The 20050-nt window shown below is 75.6% G+C and carries 12 protein-coding genes; 2 read left to right on the top strand and 10 right to left on the bottom strand.

The genetic code is table 11. From position 1 onward, the window contains the following. Window positions 1-79: 79 nt before the first annotated feature. The 9 genes from ACIGG8_RS33230 to ACIGG8_RS33190 all read right to left on the bottom strand — a co-directional run bounded on the left by ACIGG8_RS33230 (window position 80) and on the right by ACIGG8_RS33190 (window position 13871). Window positions 80-373, bottom strand: coding sequence for a hypothetical protein (locus ACIGG8_RS33230; protein ID WP_396552380.1), 294 nt, complete (start codon window positions 371-373; stop codon window positions 80-82). Window positions 374-3909: 3536 nt separating this feature from the next. Further along, a complete protein-coding gene (locus tag ACIGG8_RS33225; RefSeq protein WP_360509020.1) occupies window positions 3910-4068 on the bottom strand; it encodes a DUF6760 family protein in 159 nt (52 codons plus the stop codon). After that, entirely contained in the window at window positions 4065-4562 is a 498-nt protein-coding gene (locus ACIGG8_RS33220) for a hypothetical protein (protein ID WP_396552379.1), read from the bottom strand. Before ACIGG8_RS33220 ends, ACIGG8_RS33225 begins: the two co-directional genes overlap by 4 nt. Beyond that, the gene (locus ACIGG8_RS33215; RefSeq protein WP_350524442.1) at window positions 4559-4999 is read right to left on the bottom strand and encodes a phage tail protein; all 441 of its coding nucleotides are present in this window, start codon (window positions 4997-4999) and stop codon (window positions 4559-4561) included. The genes ACIGG8_RS33220 and ACIGG8_RS33215 overlap by 4 nt, the downstream gene beginning before the upstream one ends. 54 nt (window positions 5000-5053) lie before the next feature. Next, complete coding sequence (locus ACIGG8_RS33210) at window positions 5054-6598, bottom strand: phage tail sheath family protein (protein WP_396552378.1); 1545 nt, start codon at window positions 6596-6598, stop codon at window positions 5054-5056. Between the two features lie 138 nt (window positions 6599-6736). Then, window positions 6737-8959: an ATP-binding protein gene (locus ACIGG8_RS33205; protein WP_396552377.1), complete on the bottom strand. Its 2223-nt coding sequence runs from the start codon at window positions 8957-8959 to the stop codon at window positions 6737-6739. After that, window positions 8956-9687 (bottom strand): DUF4255 domain-containing protein, encoded by a 732-nt coding sequence (locus ACIGG8_RS33200; RefSeq protein ID WP_350524439.1) that lies wholly within the window; start codon window positions 9685-9687, stop codon window positions 8956-8958. Before ACIGG8_RS33200 ends, ACIGG8_RS33205 begins: the two co-directional genes overlap by 4 nt. Then, complete coding sequence (locus tag ACIGG8_RS33195) at window positions 9684-12923, bottom strand: hypothetical protein (protein ID WP_396552376.1); 3240 nt, start codon at window positions 12921-12923, stop codon at window positions 9684-9686. Before ACIGG8_RS33195 ends, ACIGG8_RS33200 begins: the two co-directional genes overlap by 4 nt. Window positions 12924-13061: 138 nt before the next feature. Further along, complete coding sequence (locus tag ACIGG8_RS33190) at window positions 13062-13871, bottom strand: response regulator transcription factor (RefSeq protein WP_396552375.1); 810 nt, start codon at window positions 13869-13871, stop codon at window positions 13062-13064. Between the two features lie 275 nt (window positions 13872-14146). Here ACIGG8_RS33190 and ACIGG8_RS33185 point away from each other — a divergent pair, with 275 nt between their 5' ends. After that, entirely contained in the window at window positions 14147-15619 is a 1473-nt protein-coding gene (locus ACIGG8_RS33185; protein WP_396552374.1) for a hydrolytic protein, read from the top strand. 436 nt (window positions 15620-16055) lie between these two features. Beyond that, the gene (locus ACIGG8_RS33180; protein ID WP_396552373.1) at window positions 16056-17354 is read left to right on the top strand and encodes a DUF4157 domain-containing protein; all 1299 of its coding nucleotides are present in this window, start codon (window positions 16056-16058) and stop codon (window positions 17352-17354) included. Window positions 17355-17423: 69 nt separating this feature from the next. On the opposite strand, the gene ACIGG8_RS33175 is transcribed toward ACIGG8_RS33180, so the two are convergent. Continuing rightward, window positions 17424-20018 (bottom strand): SpoIIE family protein phosphatase, encoded by a 2595-nt coding sequence (locus tag ACIGG8_RS33175; RefSeq protein WP_396552372.1) that lies wholly within the window; start codon window positions 20016-20018, stop codon window positions 17424-17426. Between the last annotated feature and the right edge of the window lie 32 nt (window positions 20019-20050).

Genomic DNA, 20050 nt, shown 5'->3' with positions numbered 1-20050 from the left:
GTTTCCCGTTCCTGTTCCTGCTTCGGGTTCTCGTTCCGGCTGGTGCCGGAGTCGGTCGGCCGCCGCTCGCGGTCCGCGCTCAGCGGCGCCCGTCGTACGGTCGCCCGCCGCGCTCCCTCCCCCTGCGCAGTTCGGTGCGCAGCAGCCGTCCGACCGGTTCGACCAGGCGCCGGGCCAGTTCGTCGAGGTCGGCCGGCCCGTGGCCGCCCGTCTCGACCGGCGGTCCGCCCGTCTCGGGCGGGGACGACGTCCGGGCGGGCCGGGTGGAATGGGCGGGCCGGGTGGACTGCGGGGCGGCCTGCACCGTGGTCGTCGGCGTACGGGCCGGCACGGCGGTCAACGGCACCCCGGTCAGGCCCGCCTGCTCCGCCACCCGCTGCAACACCCGCGCCGTCCCGGGCGACGGCGGTGCGAACGCCCCCGGCACGGACGGTACGGACGGAGCAGATGGAGCCGACGGAGCGCTGAGGGCGCGCAGCGCCACGGGCGAGGACGAGGTTGCCGAGGGAAGCTGCGAGGAGAGCTGCGAGGAGAGCTGCGGGGCGGGCTGCCCCGGCCGGGGGGGCGCCGGAAGCCGCTGGAGCGACGCCGCCGTCGGCGGTGCGAGCCGGACCACGGGCGGGCGCGGCGCACGCGCCACGGCCGACGACGCAGCAGAGCCGCCGGGCGCCGGGCTCCCCGCGGCCGCCGGTGCGACGGCACGCTGCACGGCCGGGAGATCCGTGCCCGGGCCGCCGGCCTGCGGCTGCGGTGTCGCCGACGGCACCGGGCCACCGGTGTGCGGCACGGCCGTTTCCGGGCGGCCCGGCCGGACACGCGGCGCGTCCGTCGGCCCGACGGCGCCGACCGGCGAGACGGAAGTGCCGTGCCCCGGGGAGGAGCCGGGCCCCACCCGACCGTCCCTCCGGCCCGACGAACGCCACAAACGCTCGCGCTCGGGCATGGGCTGCGCCGCCGAACCCCCGTGCGCCGAAGGGGAATCGGAGGCAGCCACCGTCCCGTCTCCGCCGCGCGCCGACGGACGCCGCGCCCGCGAACGCTGCACCGCAGCCACGAGCCCGCGTACCAAGCCCGGTCCGGACGACCGGCCCGGCACCGAACTCCCCTGCACAGACGGGGAACCGGCCACGGCCTGGCCGCCGACGTGCGCCGCCGAACGCTGCACCGCACCCGCGACCCCGCGCGGCGCGCCCGCAGCGGACGGCCGGCCCGGCACCGGTGCGGCGCCCGAAACGCCGGACGGTGCCGGACCTCCCGGCACCACCGACCGCCCCGGCACAGTGCCGCCGTCGCGCGGGCCGGGCGTGTGCCGCGAGCGCGGCGCGGCGGCCGAGGATCCACGCCTCCGGCCGTCGCGCGGCGCCGACTCGGTGGCCGATCCGGCAGCCGGTTCACCGTCCGTACGCGGCTGGAGCGCCCTGGGCCATACGGCCGGCACCACGGGCGGTGCGGGCGCGGGCGGCTTCGGGCCGCTGCGCGCGCCGGGAGCGGGCGGGTTCGACGGGGTGGCGAGGGCGAACCTCATCGGGCGCTCGCCGATCAGTCCGCGCCTCGGGCCGCTGAGTGCCACGGCACGCTGGACGCCCCAACCTGCGGTCACCGGCCGCGCGGCCACCACCCGGCCGGTTCCCGTTCCGGCTCCGGCTCCGGCTCCGGCTCCGGCTCCGCTGGGCGCCTCACCCAGGCCGGGGACTCCGGCCGGGCGGGTCGGGGCCGCGGGGCCGACGGGCTGTGGCGAACCGCCGGCTCGGTGCGCGTGACCGGTGCCGGACGGCGGCACGTCGGACCGTCCCGCTCCCCCGGCCGCCGGTCCGCTCCCGCCGGGTCCGGAACTCGTGCGCGCGTCGGAACCCGCGCCGACCGAACCGCTCCGGGCAGGGGCGGCCGGCCCTGCCGGGGCATCGCCACCGGGCCGGGTGGCGCGCTGCACACGCGGCCCCTCGCCGACCGCCGGCCCGCCGCCGGTGGCGGAGACAGAGGCGGAGCCGGCGGGCAGAGCCGAGCCGCCACCGGAACGCCGAACGGTCGGCGCTGCCGGCACCGCCGTACCACCGTCAACAGGGCGCCCCTGAGGCAGAGTTCGCCCACCGTCGCTGCCCCGAGGCCCGGCGATCGGCTCCGCAGGGCCGTCACCGGAAGCCCGAACGGCACGTTGCACCGGCATCGCCTCACCGGCCGGGGGCGTCGTGGCAGGCGCGGCCGGCGTGGCAGGTGTGCCCTGTTCGGTCGCGCGCCCGCTGGTGCCGCCGGTGGCAGCGCCCGCCGTCGGGCCGGTGATCCGTCGGACCGGTGCCCGCCCGCCGAGCAGCGGGGCGGTGCGGCCCGGCGCGGTGGCCGTCGGCGGCAGCGCGTCGAGGGGCGCACCCAGGCCCCCACGGGTGCGGGTGGGGGCCGGGTCCGGAGGGCTCTGGCCGACGCGCTCGGTGGTCGACGAGGACGACCCGGACGCCGGTGGTGCCTGCGAGGAGGAACCGGCCCCGGACGGCGCGCGCTGGACGGGTGCCGCGCCGGCCGCCCCCCGCTCGGGGCGCGACGGTGCCGTACCGCCCGGCTCGGCGGCCGTACGGGTGCTCCGGTCGGGGGTGGTGTCGGGCCGGCCTTGTTCGGCGCCGCCGGTCGCCGTGCCGAGCACCCCGGCCGCAGCGGCCGACACGGCCGGCACGACCGGCATGGCCGGCGCACCCGACGCGGCGTCGCGGTCCTGCGGTCCGGTGGCGATCACGGGCGAAGAAGACGAAGACGAAGCCGAAGGAGAAGGCGTGCGCGAAGGTGAAGCGCTCGCGGGGAGGGAGGTCAGGGGCGCACCGAGGACCGGACGGGCGGGCCCGGCGGCGGCCGCCCGCTGGACGGCCCCTCCGGCCCGATCGTTCCGCGCGGACGCGGACTCAGGCGCGGACGCGGGCTCAGGCGCAGGCGCAGGCGCAGGCGCAGCGGTACGGTCCGCCCCCGTGGCCGTTCGTGCGGCCGTTGGTGCGGCAGCGCCGCCCTGATCGGACGAGCCCACCCCGACGGTCCGATCCGTGGCACGGCTCGGCGGTTCGGCCTCGGCACCCGCCGTCCGGTCCCGGCTCGGGTGCGCCGTCACCGGACGCGCGGACAGGGTCCGGGGACGCCGCGCCACGACCAGCGATCCACCGACGCGACGGGGCCGTACCGGGCGGGCCTGGCCCACCGCGTCACGCGAAGGCGACGTCACGGCACCCTCGGCGGGCGTCGGCGCACCAGCGCCGGCATCGCCACCACCGACGCCGCCGTCCCGACCGTCCGCCCGAGCGCCGTCCCGACCGTCCGCCCGAGCGCCGGCCTGAGCCGTCGGCCGGCCGGCCCCGTCCGGGCTGGCCGCTCGCGCCGCCGACCGCACGGGAAGCCGCCGGACCGGGGCGGACCGTTGGACCGCCCGTGCCCGCCCAGTTCCCCCCGACGCACCCGCCGCACCCGATGCACCCGGTTCGCCCGGGTCCGTCGTCGGCTGCGCTTCGCCGGCCCCGGGCGCATCCGCGACCACCGGCATGGCGAGCCCGGCCCCGCCCCCGACGGCGGCGGGCGGCGCGATCGGTCGCGCCATCGCCCGCAGGATCCCCGCCGGGGCGGACGGCAGGACCGCGTGGCCGAGCGGGCCGCTCAGCGAGGGGTCCTGCCACGAGGCGAGCCGGGACCGGAAACGCAGGCCGTCGCTGACGCCGTGCGCAGGCCCGGCCAGGGTGGGGACGAGCGGCCTTACCGCGCGCCACCCCCCGTCGCCCGCCGCCGGGGCACGCCGAACGGCGCCGCCGTCAGCGCCGTGGCCGGAGCCGGCGTCCGCGCCCGCGGCGCCGTCGGCAGCACTGCCGGCTGCAGCACCGCCCGCACGGCCGCCCGCCGCCTCGCCGGTCCGCCGGCGGCCGATCCAGTCCCGAAGCCCCATCCGACTCACCCGCCTTCGCTGACACGGGTGTTGATCCGCGCGATCTCGCGCACCCACTGCCCGCGTTCACGGTGGGTCAGGTCGAGGATGTCCTCCCGCTGCCAGTGGAAGTGGTAGGCGATGTACGCGATCTCCTCGTACAGCCGAGCAGGCGCGTACGTCACGATTCCCCCAGGCGCCCACCGGCGAGGTCGACCTCGAAGGCGCCGTCACAGTGCGGGCAGGTCACCGCGGCGCGCGTGTGGCCCTCGCTGTTGATCCGCTGGTAGAGGTCCTGGAGGAACGCCACGTCGGTGGCGTACATCCGCTCGACGATCCCGGCGTGCACGTCGGTGACGTCGCCCAGCCTGGTGATCACGTGGCTGAGCAGCACCACGCTCAGGTAGGCCGGGTTCTCCTTGACCCGCAGGTCGATCTGCGGCATCAGTTCGTCGCGGGCGGTGGCCAGGCGCATGGTGCCGTGCCGGTGGACGGTGCCCTCGTCGTCGACGTAGCCGAGCGGCAGCTCGAACTCGAACTCGGTGTGCGGCGCCCGCCGTTGGGGGCCGGACGGCCCGGAGAGCCCCGACGGCCCCGCGGGTTGCTGTGCCGGCGGCGCGGCGTGCTGCGCGGCCGGGGCCCGTTCGAGGAGTTCCTCCAGGCCGATCTTCCGCCTCACTCTACGCTGATCTCCTCGAACACGATGGTCACGGTCTCCGACGCGGCGCTGGACTCGCCGGCGGTGAGCGTGGGGCCCTCCCAGCGACTCGCCCAGGCGTTGGTCAGCTGGATGCGCCGCAGGGTGGCACCGGTGGTGTCCTTGACCTCGATGGTGAGGTTCTGCCGCGCGGTGTTGATCGCCCCGTTGTTGAGGGTCTCCTTGATCCAGTTCGAGAACGCGCTGCTCTTGTCGAGGCCGCGGGTGATCGTCACCTCGCCGGGCATGCGGGCGCCCGGCTGCTTGCGGACGATCAGTTTCCCTTCCTGGGTCACCTGCTTGTACTCGACGACCTCCTGGTCGACCGTCAGGTTGCTGATCTCCTTGACGGACTCGACGTTGTAGCCGCCGAGTTGGACGCCGAAGATGTGTGTGGAGAGCGGATCGCCTTCAGCCATGGCTAGTTGTCACCTTCCGATGGGGTCCGACCGGGTGCCGGGTGCGGGTGCCGGTCACTCGTTGACGAGGCTCGTGCTGTCGGAGAACTGGGACAGCCGGAACACCACGAACTCCGCCGGCTTCACCGGCGAGACCCCGATCTCGCAGATCACCTGGCCGAGGTCGATGGACTCCGGCGGGTTGTTGTCGCGGTCGCACTTGACGTAGAAGGCCTCGGCCGCGGTCTGGCCGAACAGCGCCCCGCGCCGCCACTCCTCGGTGAGGAACGCGGTGATGTTCCGGCGGATGCTGGACCAGAGCCGGTCGTCGTTGGGCTCGAAGACGACCCACTGGGTCCCCAGGAGGATGGACTCCTCCAGGTAGTTGAAGAGCCGGCGCACGTTGAGGTAGCGCCAGGCCGGGTCGGAGGAGAGGGTGCGCGCGCCCCAGATCCGGATGCCGCGTCCGGGGAAGGCCCGCACGCAGTTGACGCCGATCGGGTTCAGCAGGTCCTGTTCGCCCTTGCTGAGGCGGATCTCCAGGTCCACCGCCCCGCGGATGACCTCGTTGGCCGGCGCCTTGTGCACGCCGCGCTCGGCGTCGCTGCGCGCCCACACCCCGGCGGCGTGCCCGCTCGGCGGGACCATCACGTTGCGGCCGCTCGCCGGGTCGAAGACCTTGATCCACGGGTAGTACAGGGCGGCGTAGCGGGAGTCGAAGCCCGCCTCGTCGTTGCGCCAGGTGCGCATCTGCTGGGCGTTGAGGCCGGGCGGCGGGTCCAGGACGGCGATCCGGTCGCCCATCTGCTCGCAGTGCGACATCACGGCCAGCTGGACGGTGCGCAGGCCCTCGGCGTCGATGTCGCCGCGCTGGTAGGCGCTCATCAGGTCGGGCACCGCGACCATGGTGATCTCGTCGATCGCCTCCAGGCCCGAGAAGCCGGTCCGGGCGGCGGCGTCGCCGACGTACTCGGCGGGGTCGAGGCGGGCGGCGGCCGCGACCGGCCCGGTGGCGGGCGCGGCGGCGGCGGCGAGGGCGTGGGTCCGGCGCTCGGGGCGGCTCGGCGCGGTGCCGGGCTGCTCGGCGACGGCGACCAGCTTGGACTCCCGCAGCTGGGTGACGACGTAGCCCTTGGTGCTCTTGCGGGTCGAGACGTCGTAGGTCTCGACGACTTCGGCGCCCCGGCGGACCAGGAGGCGGAAGCGGTCCTCGGGGACGTTCTCGCCCTCCACGTCGGCGACCTCGACGGAGACCTCGCCGCCGGCGCCGGGCAGCGCCGAGAAGAGGAAGCCCGAGATCGCGACGGGCGCGGGCGCGCTCACGGCGGGGGCGGCGGCGCCGGACGCCTGCCGGGCCGGGTCGCCGACCCGCACGACGTAGGCGGAACCGCCGCCGTTGGCGAAGAAGCCGTACACCGCGTGGGCGAGGTAGGTGCCCTCGGTGAACCCGCCGAACCGTTGGACGTACTGGTCCCAGTTGGTCACCAGCGTGGGCTCGTGGAAGGGGCCGGTCTCGGCGAAGCCGACGAAGGCGGCGACGGCCGTGCCGACGCCCTCGATCGGCCGGGCACCGGACTGGACCTCCTCCACGTACACGCCCGGGGTGAGGTACGACGGCATTCCTGCTCCTTCGGGTGGCCGGTCAGTCGTCCCCGAGTCTGCTGCCCGGGCACCGTCCGGGGACATGTCCGCAGGTCCCGGAGCGAGGGCAAGAACGACTGCCCCCGGCGGGCACCTCCTCGGTACCCGCCGGTAGGGTCAGCCCCGCCCGGGCTCCCCGAGGACGCCCAGCCACGGCCCGAACTCGCTCTCCAGCACCAGCCGGCCGAGCTTGCGGTACTCGCCGACCACCGCGGCGACCAACTGCGCCATGCCCAGCGGGGTGCCCGTGCCGGCGGCCAGGTAGGCCGCGGAGACCGCGCAGGCCCGGATGGAGCCGCCGGTGAGTTCGAAGTGCCGGGCGCAGAAGTCCAGGTCGAGGTCGTCCCCGCGGGGCAGCCGCGGGCCCAGACAGCGGTCCCAGAGCACCCGCCGCTGTGCCTCGTCGGGCAGCGGGAACTCCGCGATGACGTCGAGCCGGCGGGTGAACGCCTCGTCGAGGTTGGCGCGCAGGTTGGACGTCAGCACCGCGATGCCCTCGAAGGACTCCATCCGCTGCAGCAGGTAGGCCGTCTCCACGTTGGCGTGGCGGTCGTGGGCGTCCTTGACCTGGGAGCGCTTCCCGAACAGCGCGTCCGCCTCGTCGAACAGCAGGACGCCGTTCACCTGCGCGGCCTCGGTGAAGATCCGCTCCAGGTTCTTCTCGGTCTCGCCGATGTACTTGTCCACCACGGTGGAGAGGTCCACGACGTACAACTCCATGCCGAGCTCGGCGGCGACCACCTCGGCCGACATCGTCTTGCCGGTGCCCGACTCCCCCGCGAACAGGGCGATCACGCCGTTCCCGCGACCGCCGCCCGGGCGCATCCGCCACTGCCCGAGCACCTGGTCGCGGTGCCGGGCGCGCAGCACCAGCTCGCGCAGCCGGCCTGCGGTGGGCCCGGGCAGCACCAGGTCGTCCCAGCCGACGGCGGGTTCGATCCGCCGGGCGAGCCGGGCCAGGCCCGCGGCGTTCTGCGCGCGCACGGCGGCCCGTACGTCCTCGGCGCGCACCGGGCGCCGCTCGGCGGCCGCCGTCCTGGCGGCCACGGCGGCGGCCCGTTCCAGCTTCTCCTGGTCCACCCGGTAGGCGGCCACCGCCTCGGCCAGTTCCTCCGTCAGCTCCCCGGCCGGTTCCTCCGTCGGTTCCCCGCCCGGATCCCCACCCGGCTCCCCGCCCGGAGGCGTCCGGGCCCCGGCGAGCGCGCGGGCCCAGCGCTCGGCCCGGGCCTGCGCGTCCGGCGGCGGGACGGTGACCACCACCGGGCTCTCCCGCGACCACGCCGGGTCCCACACCTGCGGGCCGTGCACGATCAGCGGGACACCGGCCAGGGCCGCGCACAGTTCGCGCAACAGGGCTGCCCGCTCGGGCCGTTCGGGTTCCAGCCGGTCCAGCGGCCCGAGCACCACACCGCCCCCGCTCAGCCGGGCCTCGCGGGCGAGCACCCGGACGACGCCCGCCGACGGGTGGGCGGCCAGCGCGGCCGCGTCCACGACCAGGACGGGCCGGCCGCCGGCCGCGAGGGCGGCCGCCGCCGGCGGTCCGGCGTGCCCGTCCCGGTCCAGCAGGTGCACCGGTCCGCCGTCCGCCGCGGCCGCGCGCACCCGGTCGACGAGCTCCGCGAAGGCTCCGCCGGGGGCGACCGCCCCGGGGGCGGCTCGTCGGGCCAGCCCGGTGAGCGCGCCGTCCGGCTCGTGATCGCCGAGCAGATGGGCCGTCACCCGGTCCGGCACCCGCAGGGTGCGGGAGAGCAGCGGGCGCTCGGGCTCGGCGACCTCCAGCAGGCCACCGGCGATCAGCGGGGCCCGGGCGGCGAACCGGAAGCGGCCGGCGCCGGCTCCGGACAGCCCGCAGAGTTCGAGCGCCAGCCCGACGGTCGGCCGACGCCTGGTCAGATCGTCGTTGAGGTAGCCGTAGAACTGTTCGAAGCGGGTGTCGAGGTCGGGGGCGAGGGCCACCAGCAGGAGTTCGAGGTCCACCGGGAGCAGACCGAAGGCCGCGCAGAGCCGGGCGAGCCGCGAGCCTGGCGGCGGCGCCGGCCGGTCCTCGGGGGCATCGCCGCCGCGGAGGGCCGCGCCGGAGGCCGCGAGGATCCGCTCCACCGCCTCAGGGCTGAGGTACTGGCCGCGGTACGGGTCGTCCGGGTCCGGGTCGTCGGCCCGGCGCTCGCGCACCGCGGTCCGGATCCGTTGCTCGATCCGGTGCAGCCGTGCCCAGAGGTGATCGGCGCCGGCCGACGCGTCCGGGCTGTCCTGGCCGGCCGACACATCCGGGCTGTCCGGAACCACCGTGGCCACCGCCGCCACCGCCGCCGGCGCGGCCGGTCCGAGGTCGAGGCTCATCGCGCCCTGCCCCGTGCCCGGCGGCCGGGCGGCAGCTCGCGGTCCCGTGGCGCGGCGAAGCCGTCCGGTCCGGGGTCCGTACCGCCGTGGTAGCGCAGTCGGCGGCCGGGGCCGTCCGCGGGTGCGGTGCCCTCCCGGGGGCCGGCCCCGGCCTCCCGGCCGGTGTCCTCGACGTGCACCACCAGGCCCTCGGTGACCGGCGGCCCCGCGGGGCTGTACCCGCCGGGCAGCGGGGCGAGCGCCCTGAGGTCGATCGACGGCCGCAGCTCCCCGCCGAGCGCGGACCAGACGTCCGAGACCGACGGCAGGCCGGTGTCGCGCCCCGCGATGTCGAGCCCGACGGTGAGTCCGAGCCGGGCGAGCGCGCCGGTGAGCGTCCGGGCGGGCAGCGCGTCCACGGCGGTCAGGCACTGCAGCACCTCGGCCAGCAGCCGGTGCTCGTCCTGCGGCCGGTTGGTCCAGACGGTGACCAGGTAGGCCAGCTCGAACCACCGGGGCGCGGCCCGGTGGCCGACGACCAGGCCGTCCTCGTCGTACTCCGCGACGGCGCCGGCCTGCCGCCGGTCGGTCTCCTCGCGGATCCCGTAGAGGAAGACGCTGACCGTCGGCGCGGTGCGCCGGGCGGCGAAGTCCCGGGTGGGCGCGTCGAAGACCACCTCGACCCCGCGTTCGGGCAGCCCGGCCTCGGCGAGCAGCAGCCGCAGCGCCTCGTCGACCTCGTGGATCACCGTCGCTCCACCTCCCCCGGCGGGCCGATGTTGCCCTCCACCACGAGGAAGGGCGTGGTGACCGGCGAGAATCCGGGGCCGTCGGCGGTGATGGTCCGCGGGCCGGTCTCGTCCTTGGGGAGGATGAGCAGCTGGCCGGCGAAGGTCCCGTCGGCCCGCGGGTAGGTGGGCGCGGCGGCCGCGGTGATGCCGGGCTGCCAGGTGAACCGCACCGGCACACCGGGCGGGAAGTCCACGCCGCGCACGGAGGTGACGAAGCCGGGCTTGCCGATCGGCGGCACCGCGACGATGCGGGGCTGCAGGATGCGCAGCGGGGTGCTCGCCCGGTGCGGTCCGGGGGTGGCGTCGGTGCCGGTGGTGGTCAGCTCCGCGGTGATGGTGGTCTGCAGCGGCGCCTCGGGTGACAGCACCACCCGGACCACCTGGCTGCCGCCGGGCGCCAGGTCGGCCAGGGCGCAGCCCCCGGCACGGCAGCCGGGCGGCAGTGCCTCGGTGGGCACTGCCGCGGGCAGGCCGAGGGTCAGGCGCAGCCCCGTCGCGAGGGCCTGGCCGGTGTTGCGCACGGTGTAGCTGACGGTCACGTGGCCGCCGACGTAGCCGGGGTTCGGCTGGGCGTCGACCGATACGCCGGGGCCGGCCTGCGGCGGTGCCGGGGCGGGCGCAGGTGGTGGTGGCGGCGGTGCGGGCGCAGGCGTGGTGGACGGGGTCGGGGCCGGGGTGGGCGTCGGGGTCGGGGTCGGTGAGGCGGACGGCGACGGCGTGGGCGAGGGGGTCGGCGGGTCGAGCACCGGCAGGAAGGTGCGGGCGGAGTCGTCCCCGGGGTTCGGGTCGGCCACCGTCCCGGTGACGGTCCAGCCGAACTCCTGCGTGCCTGTGCGGGTGCCGATCAGCCGGGCGGTGACCCGGACCACCGCGCCCGGTGCCAGGGTGCCGAGGTCGCAGCGCAGAGCGCCCGCGTCGCACTGCCCGATCGGGGTGGTCAGCGTGCCGAGCCGGGCGCCGGTGGGCACCGAGGCCGTGAGGACGGTGCCGGGTGAGGGCGCCGGGCCCTTGTTGGTGACGGTGATCGTCACGTCGGTGCCGCCGTCGACGGGGACAGCGGGGGTCCGCTCGGGTGCGCTCAGTGCCAGGTCGACGGACTGCTGGACGGCCGGTTCCTTCTGGCGTCCCGGCAGCCGCCGGTCGAGCGGGGTGAGCGTGCCGGCCGCGAGGTCGTAGACGGCCAGCCCCTCCGGCGAGTTGGGCGGCAGGGCGCGGCGGGAGGTGAGCACCAGCTGCGTGCCGTTCGCCGTCCAGGCGACGTCGCGGGGCTGGAAGGGGCCGGCGTCGGAGGTCTCCGGCAGCGGCCGGGTGCAGGCGTCCTTCTGCCCGCGCAGTGCGGCGGGCAGGAGCACGGTGCAGTCGCCGCCGGTGGGCGAGACGACCAGCACGCCGTCCCGATGGTTGTTCCCGCCGTCGCCGGCCTTGCGGTTGAAGGCGATGCGCCGGCCGTCGGGCGAGAACGCGGGGCTGTCGTCGATGACGTTGCAGCTGCCCGGGCAGGCCGTCCGGCTCAGGTCGGACTGCCGGGCGAGGTCGTCGGCGGGGACGGTCCACAGGTGCAGGTTGCCCGGGTTGCCGTTGATCACCTCGCTCCGGGAGAAGACGATCAGCTTGCCGTCGGGGGACCAGAAGGGCTGGCCGTCCGAGGCGCCCGGCTCGCCGGCCGGCGGCTCGACGGTGCCGACGATCGCCCCGGTGGACACCTGGGCGATCAGGATCCGGCCCGGGCGGGCCGGCTCCTGGCCGCCGCCCGGGGAGCTGCGGCTGAACACGACCAGCCGGCCGTCCGGTGAGACGGACGGGTCGGTGTCCCGGTCCAGTGGGCGCCGCCCGGCCAGGTTCGTCGGGTGCGGGTTCGCGCCGTCGGCGTCGGCCAGCCAGATCCGCTGGATCCGCCCGGCCGGCGAGTCCTCGTAGCGGGTGACCACGATCTGCCGGCCGTCGGGCGTGTAGGCCTGCCGCTCGAACCACGGGTCGTAGCCGGGGCGGGGGTGGAAGAGCGGGTCGGCGCCCGGGGCGGGGTCGGTGTTGGTGTCGGCGGCCGGGTCCTCCCTGAGCACGCTGATGCCCAGGTCGCGCGGGTCGGCCCCGTCGGGGCGGACGTCCTGCAGGTCGGCGACGTTGGCGGCGGAGGAGCTGGTCTGCTCCACCACCGGCCCGCCGTCCTTCTGGTTGCCGAGCCAGGTCGGCGCGGCGATCAGCCGGTCGGTGCTGTAGAGCGGCTTGGGGTCGTCGCAGGAGCACGTGGGTGCGCGGTACAGGTTGACCACGGGCGGCGGCGGCGGGTCGGCCGGGGGGTTCTGGGGGAGGCGGTCGGCGCTGAGGAAGAGCACCCCGGTGCCGTCGGCCAGCCAGGCGGCGGAGCCGGTCTTCCAGGTGGAGCCGGTGCGGAGGAAGAACGCCTTGTCCCCGCCGGTGGGCGAGGTGAGCCTGAGAGTCCGGCCCTGGGCGCCCTGGTCCCAGGTGTAGACGATCTGGTTGCGGTGCTCGTCGTCGTTCAGCGGGTTCCAGGTCGGGTCGACGGCGTCACCGTCGGTCACGTCGGTGATCTTGACGGGCGCACCGCCGGCGAACGGCCGCAGGTAGATCTGACGGTGCGCCGGGTCGCCGGTGCAGGAGTACGCGACCCACTTGCCGTCGGGCGAGACGGTCGGGTGCGTCTCGTCGGCCGCGCCGTCGGTCAGCCGGCGCAGCCCGCTGCCGTCCCGGTTGACCACCCACAGGACGCTCTGGGACCTGCCGGGTGTCGCGGTGGGCTCCAGGGCGACGAAGACGACGGCCTTGCCGTCCGGGGCGAGCGCGGGCTGGGAGGTGTCCATGCCGGTGGTGAGCTTGTGCACCGCGCCGGCCGCGTCGCGGAGGTAGACCTGGGGCAGTCGGCCGTCCCGCAGGCTGGTGAAGACCAGCTCGTCGCCGCGGGCCGAGGGGTCCCGGTCGAAGTGGATCGGGCCGGGCCCGAACAGCGGGGTGCTGGCGTCGGCACCGGTCACCCGGCCGAGGCCGCGGTGGTTGGTGCCGGCGTAGACGATCCGTCCGGCGGCCGGATCGACCGCGGCGGCCGGGGCCGCGGGGACGTTCCGCCCTTCGGGCGCGGAGCCCAGGGTCAGCACGGCCGCCGCCAGGGCTAGCAGGAGCGCGACGGCGGCCCGGGCCGGCCGCCGGATGGAGCGGGGAGTGCCGGTGGCGCCGATCACGCTCGACCTCTCAGGATGGCAGGGGCGGTCTGGCCGTCAGTCTCCCCGGCCCGGGCACCCGGGAACAGAGCCCGGACACCCGAGCCGGGGGTAACGACCGGTGTCCCCGAAGGGCAGGCCGCCACGGCCCTCGGCCCCTCAGATCAGGCCGCGCCGCATGGCGTACCCCACCGCGTGCGCCCGGTTGCGCAGTCCCAGCCGCGTGATGATCTCGTGCAGAACGTTCTTGACGGTGCGTTCGGAGTAGGAGGTCTTGGCGGCGATCTCACTCGTGTCGAAGCCCTCGGCGACCAGCCGGAGCATCTCCGCCTCCCGGGCGGTCAGGGTCGACAGGGTCAGGCCCCGGCCGTCGAGCATGGTCCGCTGGAGCATCCCGATCCGGTCGAGCAGTTCGCCGAGCAGGTCCCCGGGCATCACCCCCTCGCCGTTGGCCAGGGCGGTGATGAGGTGCACCAGCCGGTCCTGGTCCGCCTCCGAGCGGCGCAGCACGGCGGCGACCCCGCACTCGACGATCGTCTGCAGCCCGCCGGCCTCGAACTGCCCCACCACCAGGCCTATCGCGCCCGAGGTGGCGAGCCGCAGCCGGCTCAGGTGCTCGGCCACCGTCTCGGTCATGGCGTCGACGACCAGCAGGGAGACCTCGGCCTGCGCCGCCTCGCTCTCGCTCAGCAGCTCCACCTCGGGCCGCTGGCGCAGCTGTTGGACCACGCCGGTCTGCAGGATGAGGTCCTCGGCGTACACCGCGACGCGCACCTGGGCCGGCTTGCCGCGGGGGTGGGAGGCGGCCCCGCCGGCCCCGGAGGTACGGGCGGTGCCGAAGGGCCGGGGGCCGCCGGTCGAACGCAGGCCACTGGTGGACCGGCCGGCGGCGGAGGGCTGCGGCGGCACGGTCCGGCGGGCGGCAACGGTTTCCTCACGGCATGGACGGGAGGTGTCGGTCGACGTCATCGAACTGCTCCAAATCTCAAGGGTAACTGCGCTGGTGACGGCCGCTCGCGGCGGGGCGGGGCCGTCGTCGGTCCGGAGGGGCGGGCGGCCGGCTGCCGCGGGGCGGAGCCGACCGCGGGTCTTCGCGGTCCGTACTCCGCCCGGGCCGGCCGGGTCGACGGGTGCGTCCGGACGGTGCCGGGCAAGGACGGTCGGTCCGTGCGGGCAAGGGGTGTGCCCACAGCTTGCCCGCACGGACCTCTCCTCGGAGCGTGACGCGGCCCTACCGTCACGCTATGACCACATCCGCCGAACTCGGCCTGCCCGCACTGACGGTGGCGCCCGGTGGCGTGGCCACCACGACCCTGACGGTACGCAACGATCTCGACATCGTTGAGGCGTACACGCTGGAGGTGGTCGGCGACTGTGCCGCGTGGACGACCGTGGAGCCGGCCCGGGTCTCGCTGTTCCCGGGGACGTCCGAGACGGTGACGGTGCGCCTGGCCCCGCCGCGTTCGCCCGCAGCGCGGGCCGGCGACTTCCCGCTCGGCATCCGGGTGCTGCCGGCCGAACGCCCCGAGCTGGTGACGGTCCCGGAGGCCACCGTCACCGTGACCCCGTTCCACGAGCTGCAGGCCGCCCTCGCACCACGCCGCCGTCGCGGCTGGCTGCGCGGACGCTACCGGACCTCGGTGCGCAACCTGGGGAACACCCCCGGCGCCGTGGCGCTGACCCCCGGGCAGGACGGCGAGGACCTGAGGTTCCGGGTCACCCCGGAACGGCTCGGCCTGCAGCCCGGTGAGTCCGGCGAGCTGCGCCTGCAGGCGCGCGCCCGCAAGCTGATCTGGTTCGGCAAGCCGACGTCCTGGCCCTTCGAGGTCACGGTCGGCCCGGCGGAGCCCGCGGCCGGCAAGGGCCCGGACGGCGCGGGCACCGGCGGCCGGGGCACGGACGGCAGGGCGGCGAACGGCCAGGGTGCGGACGGCAACGCCACGAGCGGCAGGGACGCCGCCGGGAACGGCCCGGCCGGGGCCGTCGCCCCTCCGGACTATCCGACTGTCACTCAGAAGCCTTTGCTGGACGGCGAGTTCATTCAACTGCCGATCCTCCCCAAGTGGCTGCTCGCTCTCCTGGCAGCGCTGATCGCGCTGCTGCTGGCCTGGTTCGCCCTGGTCCGCCCGGCGGTGCGCAGCTCCGCCAAGCAGGCCGCCGAGAAGGCCGTCGCCCAGCAGAGCGCCTCCCCCGCCCCGGCGCCGTCCGCCGGTGGCCCGGACGGCGGCGCACCGACGGCCCCCTCCGCCGGGAACCCGTCCGCCGGCAGTCCGGGCGGCCAGGCCAAGCCGGGCGGCGGGCAGCCGGCCCCCGGCTCCCGCGGCGGTCCGGGCCTGGCGGTGCCGGGGACGGGACTGCAGAGCTCCGCCACGATCGACGTGCAGACCGCGAACGCCGCGAACGCCGTGGGCACTTACCAGGTGCCGCACGGCAAGGTCTTCGACATCACGGACATCGTGGCCGCCAACTTCCAGGGTGACCAAGGTCTATTGACCATCACGGCGGGCAATCAGACGATCACCACCATCGCGTTGGAGACCTTCCGAAACCAGGACTACCACTGGGTGACTCCCATCCAGGTCCCCGAGGACCAGACCGTGACGGCGAACGTGACCTGCGAGTCCCCGGGCACTCCGGCCTCGGGCAAGCAGGCGTCCACCTGCCACGAACTCCTCAACCTCAGCGGCACGCTGAGCGACATCAGGCAGGGGAACTGATTCGGTGTGCAGGACTACCTTCCCTTCCCGGGCGTCCGGCCCGGGAAGGGCGCGCCGGACGACCCAACGATGTCGACGAATCCCTCACGGCCCGTTCGTCCCCGATCTCTCCCCCTCCTGTATCTCCTCCCACATCCCGTGACCATGTCAACACCCAGCGGGTTCCGTCGCTGGTCCGGGCACCCGCCGACGACCCGCCCGGGCCGCACCAGCTCTGCCCGCCTGTCCCCGTGGGGCAACCGCGCCTGCCCCCGAGGGCAACCGGTCCGTCCCCCGCGGACGGCGAAGTCTGCCCCCGTGCAACGCTGACGGCCCGTCGGGCCGGCCGTGGCGTGGTGCCCTTCCCGCACCGGGCGTCGCCGGCGGCAGCACCTGGGCCGACCAGCAACCGCCGTAACCGCCGTAACCGCCGCCAGGAGGAAGGAACCCGATCGCCGTGCGCGCTCACGAACCCGACCGACGGGCCACCCGGGCCCCCTCCCCCGCCGCCACCCGCGCCGTCCGGTCCGGCGCCGGGGCCGACGCGGCCCTCGCCCTGCAACGGACCATCGGGAACGCCGCGGTGACCCGCCTGGTCCAGCAGCGGCGCGCCACCGGCGGCAGCGCCGACCAGGACGAACTGCCGCTCCAGCGCTCCCTGGTGCACCAGGTGCTGCGGACCGCCGGACGCCCGCTGGACGGGAGCACCCGCCGCGACATGGAGTCCCGCCTCGGCGCGGACTTCTCCGACGTACGGCTGCACACCGGCAGCACGGCCGACGCCTCCGCGGCCGAGATCGGCGCCCGCGCCTTCACTTCGGGCAACCACGTGGTCCTCGGCGCGGGCGGCGGCGACCGCCACACCCTGGCGCACGAACTCACCCACGTCATCCAGCAGCGTCGGGGGCCGGTCGCCGGCACCGACCGCGGCGACGGCCTGCGGGTCTCCGACCCGTCCGACCGCTACGAGCGCGAGGCCGAGGCCAACGCCGTCCGCGTCCTGTCGGCGCCGCCCACCCGCGTGGAGGCGGAGAGCGGTGCGGACGGCGGCCCGGCCGCCCGCGCCGGGGAGGCGGTGCAGCGGATGCCGTCCAAGCGGGACGCGGACACCGCCGAGGTCAGGGGGAGCAGCCCGCCCGCCGGTCGCCGCACCCGGGGCAAGGCCCGCGCGGAGAACCTCGACATCAACCGGCCCACCCTGGAGTTCAGGTCGAGCTACGAAGGGCCGGCGACCCAGAAGCTGCACTCCGCCCAGGACATCGGCTTCCAGCAGGTCGCACGGTTGAAGAACCCGCCGGGCGCCCCGCAGCGGGTCTCCAGCAACTACCACTTCTGGCAGGAGGTCTCCGACTCCAACGTGCAGATCATCGAGTCGGAGGACGGGTACGGCGAACACCCCTCCGCCCGCGGGTGGGTCCAGGACGGCCCCTATCGGCCCAACTACACCAACGCGGTCATCACCGACGCCCAGGACAAGATCGAGTTCAACGACAATCCGGGCTTCTCCACCACGGTGAAGATGACGTCCGGGTACTGGCTGAAGGCCTACAGCGTCTCGTTCCGCTGGAAGGTCGCCCTGAACACGGGCGGCCGCTGGAACAGGAACCTGCCGGCCTGGACCAGCCCCGAGGTCACCCACACCCTGGTCTCGGAGTTCGACCCCGAGAACCCCGACAAGGAAGCACCCATCAACGCCACCCGGGCCGGGGACTTCGACTGGAACGTCGACCTGTCCGCGCTGGGCGACGGAGCGTAGGAGCCGGGCGACGGGCCCTGCGACGGTCCGGCCCCGCCGCGGGCGGTGGGGCCGGAACCGGCGTCGGGGTCAGAGGAACTGCTCGGCCCAGATGATCTTTCCGGCGGGGGTGTAGCGGACGCCCCAGCGTTCGGTGAGCCGGGCGACGAGGAAGAGGCCGCGGCCGCCCTCGTCGTCCTCGACCGCGTAGCGCAGGTGCGGAGCGGTGCTGCTGCTGTCGGAGACCTCGCAGATCAGCGTGCGGTCGTACAGCAGCCGGACCGTGACCGGCTCGGTGCCGTAGCGGATGGCGTTGGTCACCAGCTCGCTGAGCACCAGTTCCGTGACGAAGCCGGCCTCGTCCAGACCCCACGCGGCGAGCTGCCGGGTGGCCTCGGCCCGGACCCGGGCCACCGCCTCCGGAGCCGATTCCACCGCCCACTCGGCGGTCCGGTCCGGCTCCAGCACGCGGGTGCGGGCGACGAGGAGGGCGATGTCGTCGCTCTGGCGGGCGGGCAGCAGGGCGTCGAGCACGGCGTCGCAGAGTTCCTCGGGGGACCGCTCGGAGCCGCTCAGGACGCCCGTGAGGAGGTCCAGCCCGGCCCCGATGTCGCGGGTGCGGTCCTCGACGAGGCCGTCGGTGTAGAGGATCAGGCTGCTGCCCGGCGGCAGTCGCAGTTCCACGGCCTCGAAGGGCATTCCGCCCAGGCCGAGCGGCGGACCGGCGGGGAGGCCGAGCAGTTCCACCGTGCCGTCCGGGTGGACGAGCGCGGGCGGGGGATGGCCCGCCCGGGCCATCGCACAGGTCGCGGTGCTGGGGTCGTAGATCGCGTAGAGGCAGGTGGCGCCGGTGATCGCGAGCTCGCCACCGGCCGCGGCCGCCTCCTGGTCCAGGTGGGCGACCAGTTCGTCCAGGTGCCCGAGGAGCTCGTCCGGCGGCAGGTCGAGCGTGGAGAAGTTCTGGACGGCGGTGCGCAGCCGGCCCATGGTGGCGGCCGCGTGCATGCCGTGGCCGACCACGTCGCCCACGACGAGGGCGACCCTGGCGCCCGGCAGCGGGATGACGTCGAACCAGTCGCCGCCGACCCCGGCCTGGGCGGGCAGGTAGCGGTAGGCGACGTCCAGGGCGCTCTGCTCGGGCAGCGCGCGGGGCAGCAGGCTGTGCTGCAGGGTGACGGCCATGGTGTGCTCGCGGGTGAAGCGGCGGGCGTTGTCGATGGACACGGCGGCCCGGGCGGCCAGCTCCTCGGCCAGCGAGAGCTCGTCCTCCTCGAACCGGACCCGGTCCCGGCCGCGCCAGAAGCAGGCGACGCCCATCAGCACGCCGCGCGCCGTCAGCGGAACGGCGATCATCGACACCAGGCCGAAGTCCAGGACGGCCTGCGTGCGCTCGGCGTCCTGCCGGCGCCACCCGGCGTCGGTCTCCACGTCGGGCACCAGCGCGGAGTGTCCGCTGACGAAGCCGGCCGCGTGCGGGGTGCTCCCGGCCCAGGTGACCAACTCCCCCGGGCGGTACAGCGGCGAGTCCTCGCGGATGCCCGCGACAGCCACGCGCTGCAGTTCCACCGGGGTGCCGACCGTCAGGGTCCGCGGCTCCTCGCCGACCAGGACCTCCTCGGCGAGGTCGACGGTGGCGTAGTCGCAGAACTCCCGGGAGGCCAGTTCGGCGAGCTCCTCGGCGGTGCGCCGGACGTCCAGGGTGGTGCCGATGGCCATGCTCGCGTCGTACAGCAGGCTCAGCCGGCCGCGGGCGACCTCGGCCTTCCCCGCCAGGACGCGCAGCTCGGTGGAGTCCCGCAGGGTGGTGACGCTGCCGGGCGGGCCTCCCCCGCTGTCGGTCGGGCGGTTGTTGACGGCCAGCAGGCGGTCTCCGACGGGCAGCACCTCGTCGGTGACCGCGCTGTCCGACAGCAGCAGCTCGGTCGTCCGGGGATCGAGGCCGAGGTCGGTGACGGCCCGCCCCTCCGCGTCCTCCGGCAGGTCCAGCAGCCGGCGCGCCTCGTCGTTGGCGAGCAGGACCCGGCCGTCGCCGCCGACGATGGCCACGCCCTCGCGCACCGCGTGCAGCACCGCGTCGTGGTGGTCGTACATCCTGGTCATTTCCTCCGGCCCCAGGCCGTGGGTCTGCCGCAGGAGACGTCTGCCCACCAGCGCCGTCCCGGCCGTGGCCAGGCCCAGCGCGAGGGTGCCCGCGCCCAGGACGACGGGCAGCTGGCGGTCGATCGCGCTACTCACGTTGGCGACCTTCATGCCGGCGGACACGATGCCCACGACCCCACCGTGGCCGTCCTCCACCGGGACGACCACCTGGTACTCCAGGCCGAGCGGGCCGTGCACCTGCTCGACGGTGACCAGGCCGTGCAGCGAGGGCCCGATGGTGCCGACGAACTTCTTGCCGATCTGCTCCGGCTCGGGGTGGGTGTAGCGGATGCCGTTCCGGTCGGTCACCACGATGAAGTCGACGTTGGCGTCCTTGCGGGCCGCCTCGGTGAGCGGCTGCAGCACCGCACTGGGGTCGGGCCCCTGCATGGTCGCCACCAGGCCGGGGCTGTGGGCGAACGCCTCGGCCGCGGCGAGCGAGCGGTCGCGCGCCGCCGCGAACCGGTCGCTGCGGGACTCCACCAGGAGCGCCACGACCGCCGCCACCACGAGCAGCAGCACGATCGTCACCTGCAGGAGGAACATCTGACCGGCGACACTGCGGATGCTCAGCACCG

The sequence above is a fragment of the Kitasatospora sp. NPDC085464 genome, from assembly GCF_044541955.1.
Taxonomy (GTDB): domain Bacteria; phylum Actinomycetota; class Actinomycetes; order Streptomycetales; family Streptomycetaceae; genus Kitasatospora.
Note: the sequence above shows the minus strand (reverse complement) of the source record. Positions and strands in the feature narration are given on the sequence as shown.

Excerpts from the sequence above, each read along its gene's own strand:
- ACIGG8_RS33215 (WP_350524442.1), bottom strand. The coding sequence starts at position 4,999 with ATGGCTGAAGGCGATCCGCTCTCCACACACATCTTCGGCGTCCAACTC.
- ACIGG8_RS33210 (WP_396552378.1), bottom strand. The coding sequence starts at position 6,598 with ATGCCGTCGTACCTCACCCCGGGCGTGTACGTGGAGGAGGTCCAGTCC.
- ACIGG8_RS33205 (WP_396552377.1), bottom strand. The coding sequence starts at position 8,959 with ATGAGCCTCGACCTCGGACCGGCCGCGCCGGCGGCGGTGGCGGCGGTG.
- ACIGG8_RS33190 (WP_396552375.1), bottom strand. The coding sequence starts at position 13,871 with ATGACGTCGACCGACACCTCCCGTCCATGCCGTGAGGAAACCGTTGCC.
- ACIGG8_RS33185 (WP_396552374.1), top strand. The coding sequence starts at position 14,147 with ATGACCACATCCGCCGAACTCGGCCTGCCCGCACTGACGGTGGCGCCC.
- ACIGG8_RS33175 (WP_396552372.1), bottom strand. The coding sequence starts at position 20,018 with ATGTTCCTCCTGCAGGTGACGATCGTGCTGCTGCTCGTGGTGGCGGCG.